Raw genomic sequence first — 13,308 nt, 5'->3', positions numbered from 1 at the left:
AAACGGCTTTTATTTTTTCACTGAGTTTTTCAGCTTGAAATGGAGAAAGATCAGCCTGATTCCGGAACCCAGATCCAATGTTGCAATCAACAGCAGTAAATAAGAAAAAAAGCCCCAGCCGCCCACTTGTACCTGCTGAATGGCAAAATAAGTGAACAAGGCCCCGAGCAGGCAGTTTACAATTCCTGAAAAAAGTGGTCTCATCATAGAAGTCCTCCAATTGAGCTGTAAATTTCATGTACGGATGTCTGCAGAACGGACGGGTGCAAAAGCAGCCTAACGACCACAATTGTGTTCATGGAAACATGCGCAAACATGGAAACGGTGATCCGGTTTGTTTTCTCATATAAATAAGCGAGCGTCAGCCCTAAAAGGGAATATAAAAACAAGTGGCTCGGTTCGGTATGCGCGAGCCCAAAAATAACCGAGCTGACAATACCGGACAAAAGAAAAGAAAAGCGCCTGCGCAGCGTGCCGAAAATGATTTTCCGAAAGACGATTTCCTCGAGAATCGGCCCGGCGATCGAGCTGATGAGGATGACAAGCGGAAATCTTTCAATCAGCGCCATGATTTGCTGCGTATTGTTGGAGGCAGCCGGGGCACCGAACAATGATTCAATGATAGCGGCTGCAGTCTGGGCAAAGAAACAAAGAAAGACGCCGCTTATTGCCCATATGGCGGATGGTGCGGCCGGAAGCGGTTCGGCCCGGTCTGTTTCTTTCTTTGCGGCTTTTCTTAAAAGATACAGGACGATGATCAGCCCGATGATAAAGCTGATGACGGTCCAAAGCGGGGGCGTCAATGTCCGCATGCTGTCTGCCGGTTCGTGGAAAACGTTCACCCCGGCATAGTAGAGCAACGGATACCCGATGGCGCCGGACAGCAGCATAAGGATGTACGTCACGAGAATATACACATACTCTTTTTTCACGCGCTCTTTTCCTTTCTTGCCAGTTCAAAGTTTAAAGGATCGCAAATTCGTCCAATATGTTCATTGTACTATTGAACCGGGCGGGGTTCAAATGCCGTGCGCCGGGCCAGTCTTTTCAGTTGCATATCCGGATGGTGATCAAGCATACTTATAAAGGGGCAAGCGGCTGAAACGGAGGCGCGCAACCGGCATCCTTTGACAGGGCTCTTTAAAGAGTGCAGGACCCGAAAAAAATAAAAAAAGTTGGATGAGAAGACTTGCAAAAAAGCAAGGAATTATTTATTATAATAAATGTGTTAGCACTCAACTTATGTGAGTGCTAATATTGGCCAAAATTTTACATAATACGAATTAAGGAGGTTGTTTCACGTGTTAAAACCACTGGGTGATCGCGTTGTCATTGAATTAGTTGAATCGGAAGAAAAAACAGCAAGCGGTATTGTCCTGCCTGACACGGCAAAAGAAAAGCCGCAGGAAGGCAAAGTAGTGGCTGTCGGTTCCGGGCGTACCCTTGATAACGGTGAACGTGTTGCCATCGATGTAGCAGCAGGCGACCGCATCATCTTCTCGAAATATGCCGGCACTGAAGTGAAATATGACGGAAAAGAATACTTAATCCTTCGTGAAAGCGATATTCTGGCGGTTGTGGAATAAGCCTGGCTTGTTGAAACATAGAAATAACGATATGACATGAGGAGGTTTTATAAATGGCAAAAGAAATTAAATTCGGCGAAGAAGCCCGCCGCGGTATGCTTCGTGGTGTGGATAAACTGGCAGATGCTGTAAAAGTGACATTGGGCCCGAAAGGACGCAACGTCGTTCTGGAAAAGAAATTCGGTTCTCCGCTGATTACAAATGACGGTGTCACGATCGCAAAAGAAATTGAACTCGAAGACGCGTTTGAAAACATGGGCGCCAAACTTGTCTCCGAAGTGGCCAGCAAAACGAACGATGTAGCTGGTGACGGTACAACCACTGCGACCGTTCTGGCCCAGGCAATGATCCGTGAAGGCCTGAAAAACGTAACAGCAGGCGCAAACCCGGTTGGCATCCGCAAAGGGATTGAAAAAGCGGTTGCGGCTGCTGTTGAAGAATTAAAAGCCATTTCGAAACCAATCGAAGGCAAAGCTTCCATCGCCCAAGTTGCTGCAATTTCCTCTGCTGACGAAGAAGTTGGCGAATTGATCGCTGAAGCAATGGAACGCGTGGGCAACGACGGCGTCATTACCATTGAAGAATCAAAAGGCTTCTCAACGGAATTGGACGTTGTGGAAGGGATGCAGTTTGACCGTGGCTATGCATCGCCTTACATGGTAACGGATTCCGACAAAATGGAAGCTGTTCTGGATAACCCTTATATCTTAATTACAGACAAGAAGATTTCCAATATCCAGGAAATCCTCCCTGTTCTCGAACAAGTTGTCCAACAAGGCAAACCGCTGTTGCTGATTGCGGAAGATGTTGAAGGGGAAGCTCTTGCAACACTCGTTGTCAACAAACTGCGTGGCACATTCAATGCAGTTGCGGTGAAAGCGCCTGGCTTCGGTGACCGCCGCAAAGCGATGCTCGAAGATATTGCAACCCTGACAGGCGGCGAAGTGATCACAGAAGAACTCGGTCTTGATTTGAAATCTGCAACAATTGACCAGCTCGGCCGTGCCGGAAAAGTGGTTGTTACAAAAGAAACAACGACAATCGTGGAAGGGGCAGGCGACTCTGCTGCAATTTCTGCACGTGTAAACCAAATCCGCATGCAATTGGAAGAAACAACTTCCGAATTTGACCGCGAAAAATTACAAGAACGCCTTGCAAAACTGGCTGGCGGCGTAGCAGTCATCAAAGTCGGTGCTGCGACAGAAACCGAATTGAAAGAACGCAAACTGCGTATTGAAGATGCTTTGAACTCTACGCGTGCTGCTGTTGAGGAAGGCATTGTAGCAGGCGGTGGCACGGCGCTTATCAATGTCATCAAGAAAGTCGCTTCCATTGAGGCAGAAGGCGACGTTAAAACAGGCATCAATATCGTTGCACGCGCTTTGGAAGAACCTGTACGCCAAATCGCGGAAAATGCCGGCCTTGAAGGTTCGGTCATTGTGGAACGCCTGAAAAAAGAAAAAGTCGGCATTGGTTACAATGCAGCCAATGGCGAATGGGTCAACATGATTGAAGCAGGTATCGTGGACCCGACGAAAGTAACCCGTTCCGCTCTTCAAAATGCTGCATCTGTTGCTGCAATGCTGCTTACAACAGAAGCGGTTGTTGCCGACAAACCTGAACCGCCGGCACCTGCAGGCGGCGGCGCACCTGACATGGGCGGCATGGGCGGCATGATGTAATAAGTGCCTGAAAATGCTGGCATAACAACCTTTACAGACGTTCAATCCTTGTACCATGTCCATGTTTCGGTTCATGTTTTAGACCATCTGTTTTCAAAGAGGCTCCCGTGAAGTGACCGGGCGCCTCTTTTTTTATACCCTTTTTGCGAATGTTTGCATGCGGATAGAATGTTGGCCTATCAAGAGCCGCAAAGAAAGCGGCATAAGATGTAAGCGTGGTGATCGCGGAATGAAGGGAGTGTATAAACCGTGAGTAAAGTGATTGCGAAATGGAGGCATACCCGTAAGCCGTGATGATGGGGGGAGAGGCAAGCGGCAAACGTGAGCGTGGCGGCCGCGGAATGAAGGGTCTGGGCGGGTTTACAGGAAAACGAAGGCTTAGGCATGTCGGCCCGTGTTTTTTGCAAGAAAAAAGTGCAGAGTATTGCAGTATATAAATTCGTTTATACCGCATAAAAATTCAATCTGAATTCTCGCTATTAAGGGCTTGACATGGAGCCTCTGCAGCCATGATTCTTTTGCCAAGCGGCCAGCTGTAACAGATTTGGCAAACCAAAACAGGTTATCATGGCTACCCCTCCATGTAAAGCCCCTCTGCATAACCATTTGCATAGGAATTTTGCACATCTCTGCACTTTAATTTTGCAATAAACAGGCCCGGTTATTCCGCGTGTTCACGGAATACCCAGAGCCTTGTGCCAAGAAAATTGACGGCCATCCCTGCCAGCGTGGCGATGATCTTCGCATATAAAAGCGGCCAGCCCCACTGCTGGTGAAAGAGGAAAAGCAGAAGGGAAGTCAGCGCATAGACGATTAAATTGACGGCAATAAACCGTGAAGCCTCGCCCCATGTTGCTTTTTTTCTTACTTGAAACGTCCAGAACCGGTTCAGCAAATAACTGTTTACCATGCCGGCCGTATAAGAGCAGGCCTGTGCAACAAGATAAGGCACATGGAATGATGTGAGCAGAAAAAATACGAGAAAATCAACAAGCGTATTTCCGGCGCCGACAATGCAAAACTTAAGAAAAGCGGCATATTGTTTGAGCATGGGTCCAGCAAACCTTTCGTAAGTTGTGTTTTCAAGTTTTCATTGTATCACTGTTTTGGCTTAAGGCGAAAGAAGATTTCCCGTCTTTATATAAATTCGTTTCAATAGTATAGCGCGGGCGCCTTTTGACTTCTTTAAAAATTTTGCCGATGTATTCCCCGATCAGCCCTACCGCCATCAACTCCAGGCCGCCAAGGAGCCAGATAGAGATGATCAGGGAAGCCCAGCCGGAGACGGTATGGCCGGCAAGTTCCTCTATAAGGGCATAAAGGCCGACAAAAGCACTTAAAATAAACGTGATAAACCCGAGGGCCGTCACAAAACGGACCGGGGTTATGCTGAAAGACGTAATGCCATCCAGGGCAAAAGCGAGCATTTTCTTTAACGGATATTTTGATTCCCCGGCCATCCGCTCTTTCCGGTCGTAATACACTTTTGCGGAAGGAAACCCGAGCAAAGGGATAATCCCGCGCAAAAACAGATTCGCTTCTTTATATTTTAAAAGTTCCTCCAATGCCCTCTTGCTCATCAGCCGGAAATCAGCATGGTTCGGCACCAGCTGAATCCCCATTTTTCCCATCAGCCAGTAGAACCCTTCCGCACTTGTCCGTTTGAACCAAGTGTCCGTTTCCCGGCTGTCGCGGACGCCGTATACAATATCATAGCCTTGCCAGTATTTTTCCATAAATGCCCGGATCGCCCGGATATCATCCTGCAAATCGGCATCAATGGAGATGACGCAGTCGGAATGCTCACTGGCGACCGTTAGCCCTGCAAGCAGCGCATTCTGGTGCCCGGCATTGCGCGACAGTTTGATGCCTTTTACAAACGGATGGCGGGCCGAAGCGGATTCAATGATCTGCCAGGTTTTGTCGCGGCTCCCGTCATCGACGAACAAGAGCGTGCTGTCTTTTGCAATCAGTTTGGACTGGATCAGGGATTCGAGCACCCCGGACAGCTGCTTCATCGTTTCATGCAATACGGCTTCTTCATTATAACAAGGAACAACAATCGTTAATTTCGGATATTGACTCATTCTACAGCATCTCCTTTACCAGCATGATGCTTATTTTGCTTCGTATAAATAAATGGTCCACGCCGAGTCGGCATTTCGGAAAGTTTTTAAAAACCGCAAATGCTCTTCTTCTGCGTTTTGGATCGGGACAGCCGAGAAAATATACCGCCCGCCAAGCTTTTCAAACGCTTTTGTATCGATGGCAAGATGATGGATTTTGACGCCGCTGTTTTTCCGGAATTCATAATGCTTGCCCAGTTCGCTGACAAAAATATAACAGCGGTTCCCCCACTGGTCAAAATACGTTTTTAATTGCGGGCTTTTCTCCAGTTCCCCGGCAATGATTTTTCGGAATTTCCTTTTATAAGACAACGGATAATAATTATTGTAAGAATCTAAGGTGTAGAAACCGTTGTACTGGGCAATGGCCGGATGGATCCCGATGCTGGCGACGCGGTAAGCGCTTTTCGGTTTGCCGATATAGCGGCCGATTTCGTGAAACTGGCCCGTCGCGTAAAACTGGTTGAACGAAGGTTTCCCGGCAACACGATAATAAATTTCAGGATTAAACGCAAACAGGACAACCACCTGGGCGATGAGGCAAAATTTTACGAATGCCTTCCACTTTCTGCCGCGTTTCCAAAGAAACCATGCCCCCACTGCAAACATCGTATAAATGATAAGCGGCCGCAAAAAATGAAACCGTGCAAAGTTAAACGTATTCAGCAGGCTGATCTTTTCTTTTAACGGTTCCCATGCCTTGTTGAACCAGAAAGCATACCAGAGCGATAAAACGGCATTCAGAATAAAAAGCTGCACATACCGTTTTTCCTTTCTCCATGCTTTTGTTTTATAAATCAGCCACATGGCGATAAAAGAGAACGGCAGAATGACAAATGTGTGCACGGTCATATCATGTGTATGCCCGAACACATAATTTTTTAACGCAAGCCGGAGCGTGTGCCAAAAGCCGAGTTTTGAGCTGACAAAATCATTCCGGCTTGTCGGCTCATGGGAAAAGACAAGGGAATACACAAGCCGGTATTCAATCCCTAAATACAGCACCAGCATCCAGCCGATTGCAAAAAAGAACTTCCAGTTGCGCTCCCGTTTCACAAACATATCCCGTATCCACAAAAGCCCCATCGCCGCCAGAAAAAAGAAGAACCCGAGCACAAAGCTGGAATAAAAAGGCAAAAGGGTCAGCGCCAGCCACTCTTTCCATGTGGCCTGCCGGTTCCGGATATTTAAAAAAGCCCAAAGCGCAAGCGGCATCCCCAATGTGCTTAACATGCCGGACGGCCAAAACGGGGTTATCGCAAAGGCGAGAGAAACCCATACCCTGATAAAGTACCCGTCCTGCTCTTGAACAAAATGCCGTTTTAGCAACAGGTACATTCCTAAAAAAGCGAAGACCCTTGTAATCGTCTGGCTGAATGTATAAGCCACAACCGAAGGGAACATGGCGTAAAGCCACTGGATTCCGCTGAATTCTGTCCCGAACGCATTTCGCGGCAGCCCGTTCATAATTTGTGGAATCGTCGCATTCAGAGGGCCGAACAGCTCCCCGCTGCGGTCGAGCACCCGGTACCAGGCGATATTCGAATCCAGGTTGTCGTGGACTCGGATATGCATATTGCCGCCAAGTATAAACATTGGCGCAAGATAGACGGCCAGCATCCATACGGCCAGCCATAAAGCCTTTCTTTCTTTACTGATCTTCATTCCGGTCTGACACCATCCCGTTTCTATTTTTGGATGTATTGTTCCTTCTCTCCATAAACACGTTTAAATAGACGCGGGCAACCAGGGAAAAGTTCACATAAAAAATACAGGCAAAAATGATGCGGGGGTTAAATCATCGGCCCGTTATTAATGATATAATAAAACCAGCATAAAATGGCATTCGATGCCAGGATGAAGGGAAGAAGCTGCCATGATCATAAATGATGTGCAAGTGCATTACCGGAACATTCCGCTGCTCGTTCCGTTTAAAACAGCATTGCGGCAAGCCAATGAAATTGACAGCATTGAAGTGGAAATCACACTGGACAATGGCATAAAGGGCACAGGGGCAGCTGCGCCAACCGTTGTCATTACAGGCGATTCAACCGAAAGCATCATGTCTGTTGCGGCAGGGCCTGTCAAAGAGGCACTGTCCGGGCATGACTTGCGTGATTTCCAGGGCGCCCTGAAAAAAGTGCAGCGGTGCTGTACGGGCAACACAAGCGCAAAAGCTGCTGCCGACATTGCACTTTACGATGCATACAGCAAATGGTTGAACATTCCGCTGTATGCCTATCTTGGCGGGCAGAAAAATCTCCGGACTTCCATGACAATCGGGGTGGATACGCCCGAAAAAATGGCGTGGGATGCGGAAAAAAGCGTGGAAGCCGGGTTTCATCTGTTGAAAATCAAGGTCGGCACATATCCGGAAATCGATCTCGAACGGATTGAAGCGGTCCGGCGTGCTGTTCCGCCTGATGTCAAACTGCGCCTTGATGCCAATCAGGCGTGGGAACCGAAGCAAGCGGTGCAAATTTTACAAGAGTTGGAAAAAAAGGATTTCGGAATTGAGTTTGTCGAACAGCCGGTACGTGCCGATGACTGGGAAGGGTTAAAGTTTGTAACGGAAAGAACAAAGCTGCCGGTCATGGCAGATGAAAGCCTGTTTTCGGCAAAAGACGCGCTGAAATTGATCGCGGGCCGATTTGCCGACCTGATTAATATTAAACTGATGAAATGCGGCGGGATTTCTGAAGCGTGGAAAATCGCGGACATTGCAGAAGCAAACGGCGTGAAATGCATGGTCGGCAGCATGATGGAGCCTTCTCTTTCTGTGGCGGCAGCTGCCCACTTTGCGGCCGCCCATCCGAATGTGGCCTATATGGATCTGGACGCGCCGCTTTGGTTGTCCGAAGAACCGGATCATTTAACCTATGACGGCGAGGACGTCCTGCTCTCTGACCAGCCCGGCATCGGCATCGTCCAGCCTGTGTAATGGTTGTCCATAAACTTCCGGCATGAAACATTTTGCCGGAAGCCATCTTTCGTGTACAATAAGGATAATTTAAAATGAACGGAGGATGCGATGCAATGGGTGCCCGAAAAGCGTTAATCAATATTGATTATACAAATGACTTTGTAGCTGACGGCGGCCGGTTGACATGCGGCAAACCGGGGCAGCAGATTGAAGAAAACATTGTGGCGCTTACGAAGTCATTTCTTGAAAACGGCGATTATGTGGTCTTCGCGATCGACTGCCATGAGCAAGACGATCCTTATCATCCGGAAACGAAATTGTTCCCTCCCCATAATCTCAATGGCACGCCCGGCCGCGAGCTGTACGGGAAACTGCAGCCGCTTTTTACAGCGTGGAAAGGAAAGAAAAATGTGCATGTCATCGATAAAACCCGTTACAGCGCTTTTTGCGGGACGGATCTGGAGCTCAGGCTGCGGGATCGGGGGATAGAAGAAATCCATTTATGCGGGGTGTGCACTGACATTTGCGTCCTGCATACGGCAGTGGATGCTTACAATAAAGGGTTCAAGCTGGTGGTCCACGAAAACGCGGTGGCAAGTTTTAATCCGGACGGGCACAAATGGGCATTAAGCCATTTTAAAGGTTCGCTCGGAGCGGAAGTGCGGTAAACCCATTAGGTAGGAGTGATTCGAAAGCATGCGTTATAAAGATGACAGTTTAGCGCTTCACACAGATTTATACCAAATCAACATGGCGCAGGCCTATTGGAAAGACGGCATCCACAACCGGAAGGCGGTGTTCGAAGCATTTTTCAGAAAAATACCGTTCGGGAACGGCTACGCCATCTTTGCGGGGCTTGAGCGAATTGTGGATTATTTGAACCACTTTCACTTCACTGAAGAAGATATCGCCTATTTGCGCAGCACCGGCCATTACAGCGAGGATTTTTTGCGGTACTTGTCGGAAATGCGCTTCACCGGAACATTGCGCTCCGTCCGCGAAGGGGAGCTCGTTTTTGGCAACGAACCGCTGATCCAGGTAGAAACGTCTCTGGCTGAAGCGCAAATCATCGAAACCGCCATTTTAAATATCATCAATTACCAGACGCTGATTGCGACAAAGGCTGCGAGAATCCGGTCGGTGGCCGGCGATGATGCTGCCTTGTTCGAATTCGGTTCACGGCGCGCCCATGAATTGGATGCTTCCGTGTGGGGAACGCGGGCGGCCTACATTGGCGGATTTGACGGAACAAGTAATGTCCGGGCCGGGAAAGTGTTCGGCATGCCGACGAGCGGCACGCACGCCCATGCGATGGTGCAGGCATACCGGGATGACTACACCGCTTTTAAAAAATACGCGGAAACGTATAAGAACTGCATTTTTCTTGTCGATACATATGATACACTGGGTTCGGGCGTACCGAACGCCATCAAAGTGGCAAAAGAATTTGGCGATAAAATCAATTTTCTCGGTATCCGCCTGGACAGCGGCGACATGGCTTTTTTATCGAAAAAGGCGCGGGAAATGCTCGACGAAGCGGGGTTTACGGATGCGAAAATTTTTGCATCCAGTGATTTGGATGAATATACGATTTTCCATTTAAAAGCCCAGGGCGCGAAGATTGATGCATGGGGCGTCGGGACGAAACTGATTACCGCATTTGACCAGCCGGCGCTCGGTGCGGTATATAAAATGGTATCCATCGAAGACGGGAACGGGGAAATGCAGGATACGATTAAAATTTCAAGCAATGCCGAAAAAGTGACAACACCGGGGCTGAAAAAAGTATTCCGCATTTTAAACAAACGGACAAACAAGCTGGAGGGCGACTATATTGCCATGCAGGACGAAAATCCGGCAGCGGAAAAGCGGCTGAAGATGTTTCATCCTGTCCATACCTTTATCAGCAAATATGTCACAAACTTTGAAGCCATCAATATCCATGAAACCATCTATGAAAAGGGGCGGCTCGTATACGAACTTCCGCCGCTGGATGCGATCAAACAATATGCGAGAGATAATTTGGACCTGTTGTGGGACGAATATAAACGCATTCTCAATCCAGAAGAATACCCGGTCGATTTGAGCCAGAAATGCTGGGACAACAAAATGCGCAATATAGAAGAAGTGCGGCAAAAAGTGATGCGGTTTGAAGAAGATTAAATGATGATGGCGGTTTTTCCCATCTGTTTTGTGGCAATAAGACAGTAGATGCGGATAAGGAGGATAAAAAATGGACGCAATGCAAAAAAGAATTGTGGAAGAAATGAAAGTAAAACCGGTCATTGACCCGAAAGAAGAAATCCGTAAAAGTGTTGATTTTTTGAAAAGCTATTTAAAAAAATACCCGTTCCTGAAAGGATTCGTGCTTGGTTTATCGGGCGGCCAGGATTCCACTTTGACAGGGAAGCTCGCGCAGATCGCCATCAATGAAATGAAAGAAGAAATCGGCAACCAGGAATATAAATTTATTGCGGTGCGGCTGCCATACGGCGAACAGAAAGATGCGGACGATGTTGAATTGGCCGTCCAGTTTATTCAGCCGGACAAGGACATTACCGTTAATATTAAACCGGCTGTCGATGCAAGTGAAGCTTCCCTGGCAAAAGCGGGCATCGTCCTTTCCGACTATGCAAAAGGAAATGAAAAAGCGCGTGAAAGAATGAAAGTCCAGTACAGCATTGCCGCGATGGAAAATTGCGTTGTGCTTGGGACGGACCATTCTGCGGAAAATGTAACCGGATTTTTCACGAAATACGGTGACGGCGGTTCAGATCTTGTGCCGATTTTCAGGCTGAATAAGCGCCAGGGGAAAATGCTGTTAAAAGAACTCGGCTGCCCGGAACGCCTTTATATGAAGACGCCGACTGCCGACCTCGAAGACGAGCGCCCGCAGCTTTCCGATGAGGCTGCACTTGGTGTGTCATACAACGATATCGACGATTATTTGGAAGGAAAAAAAGTTTCGCCGGAAGCAAAAGCGAAGATTGAATCGTGGTATTTAAAAGGGCAGCATAAACGCCATATGCCGATTACGATTTTTGATGATTTCTGGAAATCATGATAAAGCCGGCCTCCAAAAGCGGTTCCAAGTGCAGGAACCCGGCAAAATTTTTGGCCGCGAGTGAAAGCAGCCGGCTTCCAGGCGAAGGAAGCAAAATTTCTGTGAAAAGTGAATATAGAGGGCTTCCAGATGAAGGAAGCGGGAAAATTCCGCCGGGAAGGGAGCACAGGGACCCGGCTGAGGAGTCTCACCTATTTAAAAAAATCAGGCCGGAATCCTGCTTGAAAGATCAGGTTCCGTTTTTTGGATAAAAGTACATGGGGGAAATTCAATGGCAAAAGCATTCGATGTGAAAGATATAGAAAAAATTGTGGTTTTGGATTTTGGCAGCCAATATAACCAGCTGATTACGCGCCGGATCCGCGAATTTGGCGTATTCAGCGAACTCCATCCGCACACTTTGACAGCGGCAGAGATCAAGGCCATGAACCCGAAAGGCATTATTTTCTCGGGCGGCCCGAACAGCGTCTATGATGAAAATGCCTTCCATGTTGACGAAGAAATTTTCAACCTTGGCGTGCCGATTTTGGGCATCTGCTACGGCATGCAGCTTATGGCAAAAAAATATGGCGGCAAAGTTGAACCCGCCAGTCAGCGTGAATACGGAAAAGCAACGATTCATGTCGAAAACGGGGGCCGGTTATTTGACGGGCTTCCGGAAGATCAGGTGGTTTGGATGAGCCACGGGGATCTTGTGACGGAAGTACCGGCCGGATTTACGGTAGATGCAAGCAGTGACCACTGCCCGATTTCTGCAATGAGCAACACGGACAAACATTTGTATGCCGTCCAGTTCCATCCGGAAGTACGCCATTCTGTTTACGGCAATGAACTTTTACGCAATTTTGCTTTTAAAATTTGCGGCTGCAGCGGAACGTGGTCAATGGAAAACTACATCGAAATGGAAATTGAAAAAATCCGGCAAACGGTAGGGAACAAGAAAGTGCTGTGCGCCTTAAGCGGCGGGGTTGACTCTTCCGTTGTCGCGGTATTGATCCATAAAGCGATCGGCGACCAGCTCACGTGTATTTTTGTGGACCACGGTCTTTTGCGTAAAGGCGAAGCAGAGAGTGTGATGAAAACTTTCTCAGAAGGCTTTAATATGAACGTCATTAAAGTCGACGCGAAAGAACGGTTCCTGAAAAAATTGAAAGGTGTTTCCGACCCGGAACAAAAGCGGAAAATCATCGGAAATGAATTTATTTATGTCTTTGATGATGAAGCGGCAAAACTCGAAGGGATTGATTTTCTTGCCCAGGGAACGTTGTATACCGATGTCATCGAAAGCGGGACAACGACTGCCCAGACAATCAAGTCGCACCACAATGTCGGCGGTCTGCCGGAAGACATGCAGTTTACGTTAATTGAACCGCTGAATACATTATTTAAAGACGAAGTGCGCGCAGTCGGCACTGAACTCGGCATTCCGGACGAAATTGTCTGGCGCCAGCCGTTCCCGGGCCCGGGTCTCGGCATCCGCGTGCTGGGCGAGATTACGGAAGAAAAACTCGAGATGGTGCGCGAATCTGACTATATTTTGCGTGAAGAAATCAAAAAGGCCGGTCTGGATCGCGACATTTGGCAATACTTTACGGTGCTGCCGAATATCCGCAGCGTCGGCGTTATGGGTGATGCCCGCACATACGATTATACGATCGGCATCCGCGCCGTCACGTCCATCGACGGCATGACTTCCGACTGGGCGCGCATCCCGTGGGAAGTACTTGAAAAAATTTCAACTCGCATCGTGAACGAAGTCCCGCACGTCAACCGCGTCGTGTACGATATTACAAGCAAACCGCCCGCTACGATTGAGTGGGAGTAGGAACAGGAAAACGGCGATCCTAGGAATATTAAGGGATCGCTGTTTTTTTCTATGTCAGCTCAATTAAATAGCGATAGCATTCTTTTAACTTGATTTCACCAC

Annotated in this window: 12 protein-coding genes; 7 read left to right on the top strand and 5 right to left on the bottom strand. The window is 48.1% G+C overall.

From position 1 onward, the window contains the following. Positions 1–9: 9 nt before the first annotated feature. Positions 10–207 carry a YdiK family protein gene (locus NSU00_RS14440; protein ID WP_013860661.1) on the bottom strand — a complete coding sequence of 66 codons (198 nt, stop codon included), beginning with the start codon at positions 205–207 and terminating at the stop codon, positions 10–12. Next, on the bottom strand, positions 204–932 hold the full coding sequence (locus NSU00_RS14435) for a CPBP family intramembrane glutamic endopeptidase (RefSeq protein ID WP_029142761.1): 729 nt from the start codon (positions 930–932) through the stop codon (positions 204–206). The genes NSU00_RS14440 and NSU00_RS14435 overlap by 4 nt, the downstream gene beginning before the upstream one ends. Positions 933–1,301: 369 nt before the next feature. On the opposite strand from NSU00_RS14435, the gene groES reads away from it, so the two are divergent. Next, a complete protein-coding gene (gene groES, locus NSU00_RS14430) occupies positions 1,302–1,586 on the top strand; it encodes a co-chaperone GroES (RefSeq protein WP_017552449.1) in 285 nt (94 codons plus the stop codon). Positions 1,587–1,639: 53 nt separating this feature from the next. Beyond that, positions 1,640–3,268, top strand: a complete 1,629-nt coding sequence (gene groL, locus NSU00_RS14425; protein WP_207369323.1) for a chaperonin GroEL — start codon at positions 1,640–1,642, stop codon at positions 3,266–3,268. 661 nt (positions 3,269–3,929) lie between these two features. Here the strand turns inward: groL and NSU00_RS14420 are convergent. From NSU00_RS14420 to NSU00_RS14410, 3 genes are read right to left on the bottom strand one after another with little or no spacing between them, the layout of a single operon-like run. Then, the gene (locus tag NSU00_RS14420) at positions 3,930–4,319 is read right to left on the bottom strand and encodes a GtrA family protein (protein ID WP_340703861.1); all 390 of its coding nucleotides are present in this window, start codon (positions 4,317–4,319) and stop codon (positions 3,930–3,932) included. Between the two features lie 31 nt (positions 4,320–4,350). After that, a complete protein-coding gene (locus tag NSU00_RS14415; protein ID WP_013860656.1) occupies positions 4,351–5,355 on the bottom strand; it encodes a glycosyltransferase family 2 protein in 1,005 nt (334 codons plus the stop codon). 30 nt (positions 5,356–5,385) lie between these two features. Beyond that, a complete protein-coding gene (locus NSU00_RS14410; protein WP_340703860.1) occupies positions 5,386–7,059 on the bottom strand; it encodes a DUF6044 family protein in 1,674 nt (557 codons plus the stop codon). 211 nt (positions 7,060–7,270) lie between these two features. On the opposite strand from NSU00_RS14410, the gene NSU00_RS14405 reads away from it, so the two are divergent. The 5 genes from NSU00_RS14405 (at position 7,271) to guaA (ending at position 13,206) form a co-directional block, all read left to right on the top strand. Continuing rightward, a complete protein-coding gene (locus tag NSU00_RS14405; protein WP_340703072.1) occupies positions 7,271–8,335 on the top strand; it encodes a dipeptide epimerase in 1,065 nt (354 codons plus the stop codon). A 95-nt stretch (positions 8,336–8,430) separates the two neighbouring features. After that, complete coding sequence (locus NSU00_RS14400; protein ID WP_340703071.1) at positions 8,431–8,985, top strand: cysteine hydrolase family protein; 555 nt, start codon at positions 8,431–8,433, stop codon at positions 8,983–8,985. 28 nt (positions 8,986–9,013) lie between these two features. Beyond that, positions 9,014–10,480, top strand: a complete 1,467-nt coding sequence (locus NSU00_RS14395) for a nicotinate phosphoribosyltransferase (RefSeq protein ID WP_340703070.1) — start codon at positions 9,014–9,016, stop codon at positions 10,478–10,480. Between the two features lie 70 nt (positions 10,481–10,550). Further along, positions 10,551–11,381, top strand: a complete 831-nt coding sequence (gene nadE, locus NSU00_RS14390) for an ammonia-dependent NAD(+) synthetase (RefSeq protein WP_340703069.1) — start codon at positions 10,551–10,553, stop codon at positions 11,379–11,381. A gap of 271 nt (positions 11,382–11,652) precedes the next feature. Then, entirely contained in the window at positions 11,653–13,206 is a 1,554-nt protein-coding gene (gene guaA, locus NSU00_RS14385) for a glutamine-hydrolyzing GMP synthase (RefSeq protein ID WP_340703068.1), read from the top strand. Positions 13,207–13,308 lie beyond the last annotated feature (102 nt).

Origin of the sequence: Weizmannia sp. FSL W8-0401, from assembly GCF_038009125.1 — a bacterium.
In the GTDB taxonomy this organism is placed as follows: Bacteria; Bacillota; Bacilli; order Bacillales; family Bacillaceae_C; genus Weizmannia; species Weizmannia coagulans.
Note: the sequence above shows the minus strand (reverse complement) of the source record. Positions and strands in the feature narration are given on the sequence as shown.

Bases quoted from the DNA above. Each gene is read 5' to 3' on its own strand.
- NSU00_RS14440 (WP_013860661.1), bottom strand. From the start codon at position 207: ATGATGAGACCACTTTTTTCAGGAATTGTAAACTGCCTGCTCGGGGCC.
- groL (WP_207369323.1), top strand. From the start codon at position 1,640: ATGGCAAAAGAAATTAAATTCGGCGAAGAAGCCCGCCGCGGTATGCTT.
- NSU00_RS14420 (WP_340703861.1), bottom strand. From the start codon at position 4,319: ATGCTCAAACAATATGCCGCTTTTCTTAAGTTTTGCATTGTCGGCGCC.
- NSU00_RS14415 (WP_013860656.1), bottom strand. From the start codon at position 5,355: ATGAGTCAATATCCGAAATTAACGATTGTTGTTCCTTGTTATAATGAA.
- NSU00_RS14410 (WP_340703860.1), bottom strand. From the start codon at position 7,059: ATGAAGATCAGTAAAGAAAGAAAGGCTTTATGGCTGGCCGTATGGATG.
- NSU00_RS14405 (WP_340703072.1), top strand. From the start codon at position 7,271: ATGATCATAAATGATGTGCAAGTGCATTACCGGAACATTCCGCTGCTC.
- NSU00_RS14400 (WP_340703071.1), top strand. From the start codon at position 8,431: ATGGGTGCCCGAAAAGCGTTAATCAATATTGATTATACAAATGACTTT.
- NSU00_RS14395 (WP_340703070.1), top strand. From the start codon at position 9,014: ATGCGTTATAAAGATGACAGTTTAGCGCTTCACACAGATTTATACCAA.
- nadE (WP_340703069.1), top strand. From the start codon at position 10,551: ATGGACGCAATGCAAAAAAGAATTGTGGAAGAAATGAAAGTAAAACCG.
- guaA (WP_340703068.1), top strand. From the start codon at position 11,653: ATGGCAAAAGCATTCGATGTGAAAGATATAGAAAAAATTGTGGTTTTG.